The sequence below is a fragment of the Parabacteroides sp. KHUB-03 genome (genome assembly GCF_056640975.1).
The window spans coordinates 1,969,326-1,983,782 of record NZ_CM153257.1; the positions used below are offsets into that span (position 1 = coordinate 1,969,326).

General features: G+C 32.3%; 13 protein-coding genes. All 13 read left to right on the forward strand.

Translation table 11 applies throughout. From position 1 onward, the window contains the following. The first annotated feature begins 6 nt into the window (after nucleotides 1-6). The 13 genes from ACYIB7_RS08545 (at nucleotide 7) to ACYIB7_RS08605 (ending at nucleotide 14,444) form a co-directional block, all read left to right on the forward strand. A complete protein-coding gene (locus ACYIB7_RS08545) occupies nucleotides 7-1,470 on the forward strand; it encodes an O-antigen ligase family protein (RefSeq protein WP_103984197.1) in 1,464 nt (487 codons plus the stop codon). 4 nt (nucleotides 1,471-1,474) lie between these two features. Next, nucleotides 1,475-2,704, forward strand: coding sequence for a glycosyltransferase family 2 protein (locus ACYIB7_RS08550; RefSeq protein ID WP_103984196.1), 1,230 nt, complete (start codon nucleotides 1,475-1,477; stop codon nucleotides 2,702-2,704). Next, a complete protein-coding gene (locus tag ACYIB7_RS08555) occupies nucleotides 2,688-3,803 on the forward strand; it encodes a glycosyltransferase family 4 protein (RefSeq protein WP_480336773.1) in 1,116 nt (371 codons plus the stop codon). Before ACYIB7_RS08550 ends, ACYIB7_RS08555 begins: the two co-directional genes overlap by 17 nt. A 4-nt stretch (nucleotides 3,804-3,807) precedes the next feature. Continuing rightward, entirely contained in the window at nucleotides 3,808-4,434 is a 627-nt protein-coding gene (locus ACYIB7_RS08560; protein WP_103984194.1) for an acyltransferase, read from the forward strand. Then, the gene (locus ACYIB7_RS08565; protein ID WP_480336775.1) at nucleotides 4,394-5,344 is read left to right on the forward strand and encodes a glycosyltransferase family 2 protein; all 951 of its coding nucleotides are present in this window, start codon (nucleotides 4,394-4,396) and stop codon (nucleotides 5,342-5,344) included. The genes ACYIB7_RS08560 and ACYIB7_RS08565 overlap by 41 nt, the downstream gene beginning before the upstream one ends. Nucleotides 5,345-5,349: 5 nt before the next feature. Then, entirely contained in the window at nucleotides 5,350-6,795 is a 1,446-nt protein-coding gene (locus tag ACYIB7_RS08570; protein WP_480336776.1) for a lipopolysaccharide biosynthesis protein, read from the forward strand. Continuing rightward, nucleotides 6,792-7,904, forward strand: a complete 1,113-nt coding sequence (locus ACYIB7_RS08575) for a glycosyltransferase family protein (RefSeq protein WP_103984191.1) — start codon at nucleotides 6,792-6,794, stop codon at nucleotides 7,902-7,904. Before ACYIB7_RS08570 ends, ACYIB7_RS08575 begins: the two co-directional genes overlap by 4 nt. Nucleotides 7,905-8,052: 148 nt before the next feature. Next, complete coding sequence (locus ACYIB7_RS08580) at nucleotides 8,053-9,075, forward strand: acyltransferase family protein (RefSeq protein WP_480338464.1); 1,023 nt, start codon at nucleotides 8,053-8,055, stop codon at nucleotides 9,073-9,075. 82 nt (nucleotides 9,076-9,157) lie between these two features. After that, entirely contained in the window at nucleotides 9,158-9,799 is a 642-nt protein-coding gene (locus tag ACYIB7_RS08585) for a class I SAM-dependent methyltransferase (protein WP_103984189.1), read from the forward strand. A 180-nt stretch (nucleotides 9,800-9,979) separates the two neighbouring features. Further along, entirely contained in the window at nucleotides 9,980-11,146 is a 1,167-nt protein-coding gene (locus ACYIB7_RS08590) for a glycosyltransferase family 2 protein (protein WP_103984188.1), read from the forward strand. After that, the gene (locus tag ACYIB7_RS08595; protein ID WP_103984187.1) at nucleotides 11,139-12,059 is read left to right on the forward strand and encodes a glycosyltransferase family 2 protein; all 921 of its coding nucleotides are present in this window, start codon (nucleotides 11,139-11,141) and stop codon (nucleotides 12,057-12,059) included. The genes ACYIB7_RS08590 and ACYIB7_RS08595 overlap by 8 nt, the downstream gene beginning before the upstream one ends. After that, a complete protein-coding gene (locus ACYIB7_RS08600; protein WP_103984186.1) occupies nucleotides 12,034-13,227 on the forward strand; it encodes a glycosyltransferase family 2 protein in 1,194 nt (397 codons plus the stop codon). Before ACYIB7_RS08595 ends, ACYIB7_RS08600 begins: the two co-directional genes overlap by 26 nt. Nucleotides 13,228-13,322: 95 nt before the next feature. Next, on the forward strand, nucleotides 13,323-14,444 hold the full coding sequence (locus tag ACYIB7_RS08605) for a hybrid sensor histidine kinase/response regulator (protein WP_103984185.1): 1,122 nt from the start codon (nucleotides 13,323-13,325) through the stop codon (nucleotides 14,442-14,444). Nucleotides 14,445-14,457 lie beyond the last annotated feature (13 nt).

A 14,457-nucleotide genomic window follows, 5' to 3' on the forward strand; every position in this document is an offset into this window, starting at 1 on the left:
CTTTACATGAAGCCATGTGATAATACATATATCAGGAATCAAATTCCCATCAATCTGTTGTATATTCTATTCGCAATAGGGTTGGGAGGAATTGGCGTGGCTTTAATATTCAACAATTTAGGACTTGGCATTACAATTGCAGCTATTCCATTAATATGTATATTAAGTATATACATACTACAAATTCCGACAGTACTTCTGTTCGTTATTTTTACCGTTAACTATTTTATAATGGGTATTACCCGATATGTTAATATAGAAGGAATAAGTGTGCTGATGGATATATTATATGCGCTTGCTATAATTCTGATATTTATGCATAGCACCCTTTTACATGATATAGAATGGAAAAGAGCTATTAATATATTAACTATTAGTTCTTTCATCTGGGTGGTTTATTGTATTCTTGAATTAGTAAATCCTTCTGCTGTATTCCAGGGGTGGCTTTTATCCCGGAATCTGATAATTAATGGTCTCATAATCTCGGTTTTGACATCTCTGTTATGTACGCGTTATAAAACCATTCAAGCATTATTAATTATCTTCTCCCTTTTTACTATTATTGCAGTTATAAAAGCTATAATTCAAAAATTTATAGGATTTGATCTTTATGAACGTATCTGGCTAATTGATGATACAACCCATTTACTCAGCACAGGAACCCGTTATTTTTCATTTTTCACTGACGCTAGTAACTTTGGTGCAAACATGGGATGCGCCGGGATACTTTTTGGTATATCAGCTTTTTACATACGAACAAAATGGCTGAAAATATATTATTTGATCGTTTCAATATTAGCGATATATGCCATGTTTTTGAGCGGAACCAGAGGTGCGATGATTGTCCCCATTGCAGGATTAGCTCTTTTTATCCTGATTAGTAAAAATGCAAAAGCCATTATAACAAGTGGTAGCACGTTGGTTTTTATTTATATATTCTTTGCTTTCACTACAATTGGCCAGGGCAACACTATGATCCGGCGTATGCGTACAGCATTTACCCCGACAAAAGATGCCTCATTCAATGTACGTAAAGAGAATCAGCGCAAATTGGGTACATATCTTAAACATAAACCATTTGGTGAAGGACTGGGATTATCCGGAGACGGACTAGGTTGGAAAATCTCCCGCAGATTTACAACTTCTATCCCTACAGATTCATGGTATGTAAAAATATGGGTAGAAACAGGTGTCGTTGGATTAGTTATTTATCTTGGCATGATTTTTATCAGCATAGGAAGAGGCGCCTGGATTTTAGCCTATAAAATACGAGATCCTGAATTAAAAGGACAATTGACAGGATGGCTGTGTGGTATATTTGGCATGTTCATTAGTGCTTACGGCAATTCTTTTTGGGGACAATTTCCCACTATGATAATTGCTTTTATGGGTTTAACTATTGTACTAAATGCTAAATATTTTGATAACGAAATAAATTGTTCATCGTCTACGATAAATACAAGTAAATAAAACTATGGTAGAACAAATTTTCAATATAGGACATAATTGGCTTGAAAAACAAGAATATATTTTTCAATTAGTTGATGCAATCATATTTTTGTTTTTCTTTATTTTCGTTTTATATCTATTTGTTTTTGCATTCAATTCAACAAGAAAAGCTCCGTATACTTTTCCTAAAGCTTCTAAAAAATATCGTTATGCCATATTATTCCCGGCCTATATGGAAGATGAAGTAATTATTGATTCTGTTCGTTCTTTTTTAAACCAAGACTATCCGCGTGATCTTTATGAGATAATTGTAATTTCAAACATGATGAGTGATCAAACAAATCTGCAATTACAAAACCTAAACGTCAAAGTCATCAAAATGAACGAACAAAAAAGTTTCAAAGTCCGTGCATTGCGAGAGGCTGTTAAGTATATGGAATCTCAATCATTATATTACGATAATATTGTTATATTAGATGCTGACAATGTTGTCAAGCCCGATTATTTAGACAAAATAAATGATGCGTTTTATTGTGGTTGTTCAGCAATTCAAACTCACAGAATTGCCAAAAACAGGGATACCAACACTGCAGTTCTTGATGCTGTCAGTGAAGAAATTAACAACTCTATTTTCCGAAAAGGACATACCCGCTTAGGGTTTTCTTCGGGTCTCAGTGGTTCCGGCATGGCTTTCGAATATGACATTTTCAAAGATATCATACAAAACATCAATGATATCGGAGAAGATAAATATATGGAACGTCGACTACTTCTCCAGAATATATATATTGAATATTTAGAAAACGTATACACATTTGACGAAAAAGTCCGGAAAAATAAAGAATTTTATAATCAACGCCAGCGTTGGCTTTCTACTCAATTCAGTAATTTATTTTCAGGACTGACGGAATTACCCTCTGCTATATTTAAAGGCTATTGGGATTATTGTGACAAAATATTCCAATGGATGATGCCTCCCCGTATTTTATTGCTAGGGTTTATCACGTTACTGGCAGTTTTTCTTACTATCGTTAACTTCACGCTAGCTCTTAAATGGTGGGGATTATTGGTCTTACTAGGCATTACTTTAAGCATAGCAATTCCAGACTATTTAGTTGATAGAAAATTAAAAAAAGCAATTCTCTGTTTACCTTTTCTTTTCATTTTAATGTTCCTGAATCTCTTCCGGTTAAAGGGAGGGAAAAACAAACACATGCATACAAAACATTCCAATTCAAATGAAAATAGCCATTGAAGCACAACGTATTTTTAGGACAAACAAACATGGTATGGATTTTGTAGCTTTGGAAAGCATAAAAGAGCTACAAAAAATAGATCATGAAAATGAATATTATATTTTCGTAAGGCCGGGAGAAGACCATTGTCTGCAAGAAACAAACAATGTACATATTATTGAAGTGAAATGTCCCTCCTACCCACTTTGGGAACAGGTTGCGCTTCCATTGGCTGTAGCTAAAATAAAACCGGATATCCTACATTGTACAAGCAACACTGCACCTATTTATTCACCCGTACCACTAATATTAACTTTACACGACATTATCTTTTTAGAGCCCCGTCAAAGCAAAAGCAGATCTTGGTACCAAAATATGGGATGGCATTATCGTAGAATAGTCGTACCGCGCATTCTTTCTAAATGTAAGAAAATCATCACAGTATCTCATTTTGAATGTGACCGAATACAAGAAGCACTTCATCTTCCCGATGAAAAAATCATGTCAATCTATAATGGATACAACCAGCATTTTTATCCAATTGCTTCACCTAAACCTATTGCACAAAAATATATCACTGCTGATAATTATATTTTTTTCTTAGGAAATACTGATCCCAAGAAAAATGTACAGCGTACTTTGCAAGCATATAGCATATATTTAAAAAAATCAAAAGTAAAACGCCCGCTATTAATCGCAGACTTAAAAGAAGATGTTCTTAATCTGATTTTAGAAGAGTTAAACATAGAAAATATAAAGCCTTACCTTTCCTGTCCCGGATACATACCAAATACAGATCTCCCCTATTTATATAGCGGAGCATTTGCCTTCTTATACACATCTTTAAGAGAAAGTTTTGGTATACCGATGTTGGAGGCTATGGCTTGCGGTACTCCAGTTATTGCAGGCAATACTTCTGCTATGCCTGAGATTGCAGGGTCTGAAGGTATTTTAGTAAATCCTTATGACGAAAATGAAATAGCCCAGAAGTTGTTAGAATTAGAAAACAACACTATCTATTACGAAGAACAAGTGCAATATGGATTACATCGGGTAAAGAAATTTTCCTGGAAAAACACCGCAGAAAGCCTTATATCTCTATACAATCAAATAATTTAATCAAATGGATCGAGAATTTCTGAAACAAAAAGTCAACAAAAATCCCCAATTAAAAGGGCTCGTTCATTTTCTAATAATGAACCAAAGGGGTTCTTGTCCCAGAAGATGGGTAAAACTACTCAATCCATTTTTATTTAAGTATGGCAAACGCTCTAAAATCAGGAGGTCTGCTATTATGAATATCAGTCCTATTAATCATTTTTCTTTGGGTGATAACAGTCTGATAGAAAATTATTCCGTTATAGATAACGGGGTGGGTGCCGTACACATAGGCAAGAACACACTCATTGGTTTACGGAACACGATCATTGGTCCTGTAAATATCGGAAATGATGTAATATTAGGACAAAATATTGTCCTGTCCGGTCTTAACCATAATTATCAAGACATAAAAACACCAATCCGAAAGCAAGGTGTTACCGTAGCTCCCATATATATTGGCGATGGCTCTTGGATCGGTGCAAACAGTATAATAACAGCAGGTGTTCATATAGGAAAGCACACTGTCATAGGTGGAGGAAGTGTTGTTACAGAATCCGTTCCTGATTATTCCATAGCAGTTGGTAATCCGGCAAAAGTTATAAAACATTATGATACAAATAAACAAGAATGGATCAAAGTACATGGATAATTTATATGTAATAATTGTAACTTATAACGGAGCTAAATGGATTCATAAATGTCTTAATAGTATATATGAATCAACCATTACATCAACAATACTAGTTGTTGATAACAACTCCAGTGATAATACGGTTCAAATCATAAAAGCAGATTATCCTTCAGTCATACTATTTGAATATCATAAAAATCTAGGTTTTGGAAAAGCCAATAATATAGGTATTGGATATGCACTCAGGCATCAAGCCGATTATGTTTACCTTTTAAATCAAGATGCTTGGGTAGAACCTGATACTTTCGATACATTGATTAAAATTCAAAAATCAAATACTCAATACGGTGTATTAAGCCCAATGCAGTTAAATGCACCGAAAGATAAATTAGACGATTATTTCGCTGCACTATCAATTGGGAAAAATAAAGACAACATTTTATCTGATATTTATTTGCAGAAATGTAAAGAAGTATACGAAGTTGATTTTGTTATGGCTGCTCATTGGCTGATTTCGAAAGAATGTCTAATGAATACAGGAGGTTTCTCTCCCGTTTTTTATCATTATGGTGAGGATAATAATTTCTTACATCGAATTCACTTCCATGGATACAAATCAGGAGTTTGCCCATATTTAATAGCAGTACACGACAGAGAAGACAGAAAAAGAAAACCAAACGAAATATTTTATTTAAAATACACCTCTGCTTTTCTGGTCGACTTCAATAATATCAATAATACATTAGCCAAAGCATTTGTCAAGGCGTACGCTAATCTCATAATAGATGAAGTAACTTGCATGATAAAATATAAATCATTAAAGCCACTAATATACATATGTAAAAGCATATTCGTCTTTGCTAAAAGTCGGCATAATAGAAAAACAACTCAAAATAAAGGACCTGTTTTTTTAGAAATAACAGAATAATAAATATGACAGACACTAAAAAAGAACTTTTATCAGGTGTATTTTATACAGCTATTTCTAAATACTCGGGTATTATTATTTCCCTGGTAGTTGCTGGTATTTTAGCACGTTTAATAGCTCCTGAAAAATTCGGTGTCGTAGCAATTGCAACTGTAATAATTTCATTTTTCAATATTTTCAGTGACTTAGGAATAAGTCCGGCCATTATCCAAAACAAAGAGTTATGTAGAGAAGATTTGAACGATATCTTTTCTTTCACATTTTGGCTTGGTATCTGTATATCAATAATTTTCTTTTTATGTTCATGGCCTATTGCCTGGTTCTATCAAGATAATATATTATTAACCATTAGTCAGTTATTAACCGTAAATCTCTTTTTCGCAACTCTAAACATTGTCCCTAATGCCTTATTATATAAAGAAAAAGAATTTAAGTTCATTGCATACAGAAGTCTTTGTATACAAATAATAGGAGGAGTTGCAGCCGTCACAGCAGCCTTATTAGGAGCAGGTTTATATGCATTAATAATCAACCCTATATTTTCCAGTATTTTACTATTCCTCATTTCATACAGAAAAAAGCCCTTACAATTACGGCTAACTTTAGGGATTGCTTCAATAAAAAAGATTTTCAGTTTTTCAGCATACCAGTTCATGTTCAATATAATTAATTATTTCAGCAGGAACCTTGATAAATTACTGATAGGTAAATATATGGATATGCAAGCATTAGGCTATTACGAAAAATCATACCGATTAATGATGTTACCTCTTCAGAATATCACCCATGTTATATCACCTGTAATGCACCCTATTTTCTCCAACTTTCAGAACGATTTACAAAAACTATCCGTCTCTTACGAAAAAGTGATCCATTACTTAGCTTTTATCGGATTTCCTCTCTCCGTATTATTGTGGTTTTGTGCAAAAGAAATTATCCTGCTTATTTTTGGCGAACAATGGTATCCTTCCATTGCTGTATTCCAGATACTATCGTTATCTGTTGGTATACAAATTATACTGTCGACATCAGGTTCCATATACCAAGCAGCAAACGATACTAAAAACCTTTTTATTTGCGGATTATTTTCCGCAACATTAAATGTAACCGCAATTCTGATCGGCATATTCTTATTTAAAAAATTAGAAGCAGTAGCTTGGTGCATCTGCCTTACATTTACAATAAATTTTTTTCAATGTTATATCTTAATGTATACATCTACATTAAAACGTAATATAAAATATCTATTAAAGCAACTTTGCTCTCCTGCGATATTATCAATTATCTTAATTCTGATTTTATTCCCAGTACAATACGCAACCAAAGATTTTTCATTAATCGTAAGCTTAATAATAAAATCTACACTATTTATTATTTCATTTACCATATACATCCAAACAACCGGTACTTACAACATTATTAATTTTATCAAGTCAAAAATACAGAGATGAAAGCCCTATTCCTTATATTTCACGGTTTCAATCCCTCCAATGGTATTAGCAAAAAAATCCATTATCAGGTCAACGCTTTACAAATATGTGGCATTGATACCAGGCTCTGTTATTTACAAGAAGACAATGATAAAAAGCAAAGGCTTATAGATTCGACTATTTTGTGTGATTATGGAAACGGAATAAAAAGTAAAATATTAAAAAGAATAGAATATACATCAATTTTAAAATACATACAAAAAGAAAATATTGATTTTGTCTATATGCGTTCTAACCATAATGCGAATCCTTTTACATTATGGATGGCATATAAAATACGAAAAGCCGGGATAAAGATATTGATGGAAATTCCGACATATCCTTACGATCAAGAATATGCAGGTTTGCTAAAACAGCGGAAAATTTTGATCGATAAATGTTTTCGCTATCTCCTTGCAAAGCAATTATATAGAATCATTACTTTTTCAGACTATAATTCAATTTTCGGAATTCAAACTATAAAGATCTCAAATGGAATAGATTTCAGCCAAATAAAACTAAAACAAACCATCAACGATACAAATAAAGAACTCCATTTAATAGGAGTTGCAGAAATTCACTATTGGCATGGATTCGACAGATTAATTAAAAGCCTTGCCCATTATTACGAAACATTTCCCGAATATAAAGTATATTTTCATATTGTCGGTGATTTTTTTAGCGACAGAGAAAGAAATGAAATTTTACCTTTGATACAACAAAATCATTTAGAAAAATACGTTATCATCCATGGTGCGAAATACGGTAATGAATTAGACCAGCTATTTGAACATGCAGACATGGCAATAGGAAGTCTGGCAAGACACAGAAGTGGTATTACCCACATAAAAACTTTAAAAAACCGAGAGTATGCAGCCAGAGGGTTGTCATTCATTTACTCTGAGACCGATAATGATTTTGAGAATATGCCGTATATTATGAAAGTTCCGGCAGACGAGAGCTACATAAACATTTTAAATATTATCGATTTCCATAAAAAATTAGTTTTATCTCCCTCTGAAATCAGAAATTCAATTTCTTCCCTTTCATGGACTAACCAAATGAAAACTGTACTAAAAGCAATAATATAAGTAATATCAAATTATTCATTAATATACAACTCAATAAATTTTATATTTACCATAGTAACAACGACATAAACTGATAAAAATCATGAATCCAATAAATCATACTAAATCGCAAAGAAACTCTAATTTAGAATTACTTAGATTGGTCTGCATGTTTTATATAATCATACATCATTTTATTGTTCATGGGATGGAATTATACACAGTTAAATTCAATCCACAAAATACCCAGTTTTATATCTTAAATGCTTTCCTAATAATTGCCGTAAATTGTTTTGTACTAATCTCAGGATACTATGGGATAAAAGATAGCTGGCAAAAACTCATAAAGTTATATCTGACATGTATATTCTATTATGTATGTATTTACTTTTGCAAATTATACACAGAAGGATGTCATTTTAACATAAAAGAATTTATTTGTTCTTTTATGCCTTTTTCTTACTCACAATTGTGGTTTATACAAGTTTATGTATATTTATTATTATTATCTCCTATACTTAACAAAGCAATACAACACCTGTCTCAAAAAGAATATATAAAAATTTTGATTTCACTCTCCATATTAACTTTTTATTTCGGATACTTATTTAAAGGCCCAATAAACCCGAATGGATATAATATAATGAATTTCATCTATTTATATTTTATTGGCAGATATCTTTATTTATATGTAGACCTTACAAAATATTCGCCTAAAACCATACAAATAATTTCCCTATCAACTTATATTATATCATCTTTGGTAATTGCTACAATCGCATTGGGTATAGGATACCTTGACATTAACATCAAAAAAATTGAACAATTAGCCTATCCATACAATAGTCCATTTGTAATTATCTCAGCCATATCTTTCTTTTTCCTCTTTAAAAACATGAAATTTCAGAACAAAACGATTAATTGGATGGCATCATCCAGTTTAGCCATATATATATTACAAGATAACCAATATATCCGGGCTTATTGCACAAAATCTATTATTTATTTAGACACAATTATCCATAATAATATATTACTGGTATCCACTTTCATCTTATACGCACTATTGATAATACTAGCTTGCATATTGATAGATAAAGTAAGAATTGTTTTAACTCGAAAAGCAGAATTAGAAATATACAAATTAATCGAAATTGGAATGAGCTATTTTAAATCTGCCTATTTGAAATAAAAGTCTATCAAAAAATCATCTGGTTATTAAAAATAAATTATATTTGTCACAAATACAGAAATTATAAATTCGTGATAAAAATATGCCTGCTATTTTAGATTTTGGATGGAAAGATGATGCACCAGCTTTCTACCATAGATATCTATGTGACCCCATTGAAAAGATGTTACCTAAAGATGGATCTCCAATTCTCGACATTGGTTGTGGAAATGGTTATTTTGCGAATAAACTAATAGATAAAGGGTATTGTGTTTATGGCATCGATTTTTCAGAAAAAGGCATTGCTATAGCCAATAGAAAGCATCCCGGACATTTTTTTGCGAACAATATAGAGACAGATAACTTACCTGCCAAATTACAGAATATACGATTCAAAACCATTATTTCAACAGAAGTCATTGAACATCTATATAATCCGGAATCATTTGTCGTTCTGGTCCGTAATATCCTGAAAAACAACTTAGAAAAAGATGATGATGAAGGAATTTTTATTTTATCTACTCCATATCATGGCTATTTAAAAAATATCATGTTGGCATTAGCAGGAAAAATGGATTATCATTACAGCGCATTATGGGTTGGAGGGCATATTAAATTTTGGTCACGGAATACAATATCTAGACAATTATCACAAGTCGGTTTCAAAGATATAAAATTTAAAGGAGCTGGAAGATTTCCGTATCTATGGTGCCACATGATTATTCAGTGCAAAATAACTACATAAAAACGAAGAACAATTAAAATTGGTATAAGTTATTAAGTTTGAATTGAATAATTGACCAATAAAAAATCCTTTATTTTTATTGGCCGGATAGGCTTTAAATATCAACACTTTTTTCTCTATTTAAACTTCATCTTTCACTTTTTATTAAAATATTATTTTTAATTTTGCATAAAAAGCGCAATGAATTTTTTTCTCATTATAGACATCATACTTTTTACCATTGTAACGCTATTTACAGCCTACGATTTCTTTTTTACACTCGCTTCATTTATACCTAAAAAAAAGAATATTCAATCCAATATAAAACAACAAAGTTTTGCAATCATCTATGTTGCATATAAAGAAGACAAAATTATAATAGAATCTATAGAAAATTTTTTGTGTCAGGATTATCCGAAGGATAAATATCAGGTAATTGTCGTATCGGATCAAATGCAAGACTCAACAAATCAAGCATTATCACAGCTACCAATAAAACTCATTATTGCAAATTTTGAACAAAGCATGAAGCATAAATCACTTACGCTCGCTTTAGAAAACCTAAGGAATTTTGATAAGGTTATTATTATGGATGCCGACAACATTACAGACATAAATTTTCTCAGTCGTATAAATGAAGTCACACAAAACTGTAAAGCCTTACAAACACACCGGACTAAAAAGAATGATAATACGTCCATTGCTATCTGGGATGGAATAGCAGAAGAAATAAACAATACCGTTTTTCGCAAAGGACATATAAATATAGGATTATCCGCAGCACTTATTGGATCTGGTATGGTATTTGATTTTACATGGTTAAAACAAAACATGAAACAATGTTATACTTTTGCCGAAGACAAAGAATTAGAGCTTTTGTTAGCCACACAAAATGTTTTTGTAGACTATGCCAATGATATTTATGTATATGACGAAAAAACATCCCAAAAAGAAATATTAGTCCGGCAAAGATCCCGTTGGTTTCATGCTCAGATATTAGCGTTCATATCTTTGATAAAAAATTTCAATTTTAAAAAATTCAATTTCAATTATATTGATAAATGTATCCAATGGATACCATTCCCCCGACCTTTGCGATTAATATTGATTATACTACTAATTCTAATTTCCGGATTAATATCCCATTCCCTTGCAGTCAAATGGTGTTATTTAGGTATTGGAACAACTCTAACTTATTTACTAGCAATACCAAAGAGCATGTATACTAAAGATTTTATGATCAGTATATTTAAACTTCCCCTCCTATTTATCGTTTTAATAAAAAGTTATATAGCCTCCTTATATAGAGTCAGGAATAATGATATGAGATTTAATAACACACCACACAGTATCACTAAGGATGAATAACAAAGTCTCAATAATCACAGTTAATTACAATGGATTTGCCGACACATGTGAGCTTATTGAATCCTTGTTAAAGAATGAAAATCATCCGTATGAGTTAATTGTAGTCGACAATGCATCCAAACAACGTGAAGACAGGATGCTTAAAGAAAAATATCCTGCCATTGTAACTATAAGAAGCGATCAAAATTTAGGATTTGCCGGAGGAAATAATTTGGGAATAAAACAGGCAACCGGCAAATATCTATTCTTTTTAAATAATGATACAATCATATCACAGCCAGTATTATCCATTTTAATCAAACGTCTAGAAAGTGATAAAAAAATAGGATGTGTATCCCCTAAACTTGTCTGCTGGCCGGAAATTAAAAGAATCCAATATGCCGGTACAACACCAATGAGTTTAATTACTCTCAGAAATCAAGCTATCGGATATCAACAAATAGACAATGGACAATTTGACGAAGCACAGGAAACCACATTTGCACATGGTGCTGCCATGATTATCCGTTCTTCCGATATCGAAAAATATGGAATAATGCCTGAATATTATTTCCTATATTATGAAGAACTGGATTGGTGCACATATATGCATAAAGCCGGATTTAGCATCTGGTATGAACCACTGGCAAAAATCGGACATAAAGAAAGTGCCAGTGTAGGCCAGCAAAGCCCATTACAAGTATATTACCACACACGCAGCCGATTCATCTATGCTCAAAGAACGATTGACAAAAAAACCGACAAAATAGCATCTTACATTTACCAGTCAACAATCGTTTTTCTAAAACGATTCATTACATATGTAATGAATAATAAAGTTAATCTAATTACCCCGCTAATAAAAGGGACAATGAGCGGGCTCATATTTGTAATCAAAAATAATACCTATGGAAAACTATCGGCTTATAATTGAAATACTATTCTGGTTTGCTGTTTTCCTTGTTTTTTACACATATCTGGGATATGGCATATTACTATTCATACTTGTAAAAGTAAAAGAATTATTCTACGGAAAATCAGACTCTTTCCAAGCCCCGGAAATCTTACCGGAAGTTACATTGTTCATTGCTGCATATAACGAAGAAGATATTATCCGTGATAAAATGATGAATTGTCAAGCTTTGGCATATCCAAAAGATAAACTGAAAATCATTTGGATTACTGATGGTTCAACAGACAATACGAATAACTTATTAAGTAAATATCCGGAAGTAACTACATTATATCAACCTAAACGTCAAGGAAAAACAGCTGCACTCAACCGCGGAATAAAATTCGTAACAACACCTTTTATTGTATTTACCGATGCCAATACAATGTTGAATAAAGATGCTATAACTGAAATTATCAAATGCTTTTCTAATTCAAAAGTAGGTTGTGTGGCCGGAGAAAAACGTGTTGAAATACAAGCAAAACAAGGTGCAACAGCCGGCGAAGGTATTTATTGGAAATATGAATCGACTTTAAAAGATTTGGATTTCCGGCTGTATTCGGCAGTTGGAGCTGCAGGTGAATTATTTGCAATCCGGACAAATTTATTTGAACAAATGCCGGATGATACTTTGCTTGACGATTTCATTCTGTCCCTACGAATTGCACAAAAAGGGTACAAAATTGCTTATTGCAAAAATGCCTATGCCATAGAAAGTGCATCCCTTAACATGCAGGAAGAAGAAAAGCGTAAAATGCGTATCGCTGCCGGAGGACTGCAGTCGATCTGGCGTTTACGCAGTTTATTGAATGTTTTCCGTTTCAGAACATTAAGCTTTCAATACATCAGTCATCGTGTTTTACGTTGGACAATCACTCCTCTATTTCTGTTTATACTTATACCCCTAAATCTTTTACTTATCAAAGGTTCTTTATTTTATACAGCTATATTTATTTTACAAACTCTGTTTTATATAATGGCTTATGCAGGTTATCAGTTTGAACAACGTCAATTAAGGAGTAAATCGCTCTTCATACCATATTATTTCTTATTCATGAACATTAACGTTATAAAAGGTTTTTTCTACCTCAAGAAAAACAAAGGCAATGGCGCTTGGATAAAGGCTAAGAGAAACAATTTGAAAAAATAAATACAAAATGAGAGTAAAAACATTCAAACATATCAACATATTTAATACTTTTGTGTATTGATACTTTTTGAATATCAAGAAATCTACTAAATCAGATGAACAACTTGGCATCAGACTATACAGTTTTAATCGTAGATGACGTACCAACAAACGTCATGTTAGTGCAAGCTATACTAAAAAAGGAAGGATATACTCTTCTTACTTGCGATAGTGGAGCAAAAGCTTTGCGCCTTGCTCAAGAAAGACATCCTAACCTTATCCTGCTTGACATTATGATGCCGGAAATGGATGGTTATGAAGTGCTTCAACATTTAAAAAGCAATCCGGAAACAAACAATATTCCTGTAATTATTATGTCTGCTTTAAGTGACATGCAGAGTATTGTAAAAGGATACCAGTTAGGAGCAACCGAATATGTAACCAAACCTTTTCAACGTGAAGAATTAGTAAAACGAGTTGCTCACCGTTACGAACTATACAGTATTAAACGAATCAAACAAGAATTAGAAAGTACAATAGAATCACGCGATACGTTATATTCTGTAATAGCACATGATTTACGTTCGCCTCTTGGCTCTTTAAAAATGATGAATAATGCCATTCTAATGATGGTAGATAAAGAAAAAGTAGGTGATGAAGTATTTGAAATGCTTCAGATGATGAACAAAACATCAGAAGAAATATTCCTTTTACTTGATAATTTATTAAAATGGGCCAAGAACAGGTTAAACAAACAAAAAATATACAAACAGCCGACTGAAATCAATTCTATCATTGAAAGTACAGCTGAAATGTATATTCCTATGGCGGCTCAAAAAGGCGTCAATATTCTATTAGAAGGACTTGATAACGAACTAATGGGATCCGTAGATATTGATATGTTGAAAACCATTGTCCGTAATATAATTTCCAATGCTTTAAAGTTCAGTTTTGAAGGTGGAACTATCACTATAAAAAGTAAAACCGATGGAGACTTTGTTATTATCACTATTCAAGATACCGGCAAAGGCATCAAAAAAGAAAATCAAGCCAAATTACTTAATCAAAGCACCCATTTTACGACCTACGGAACAAACAATGAAAAAGGCTCTGGCCTTGGCTTGATGTTATGTAAAGATTTTGTTGAATTACATGACGGGAAACTATGGTTTGAATCGGAAGAAGGAAAAGGTACAACTTTCCATTTCTCGATGAAAGCATTAAACCAAAATGAATAAAGCGTAATTTTTT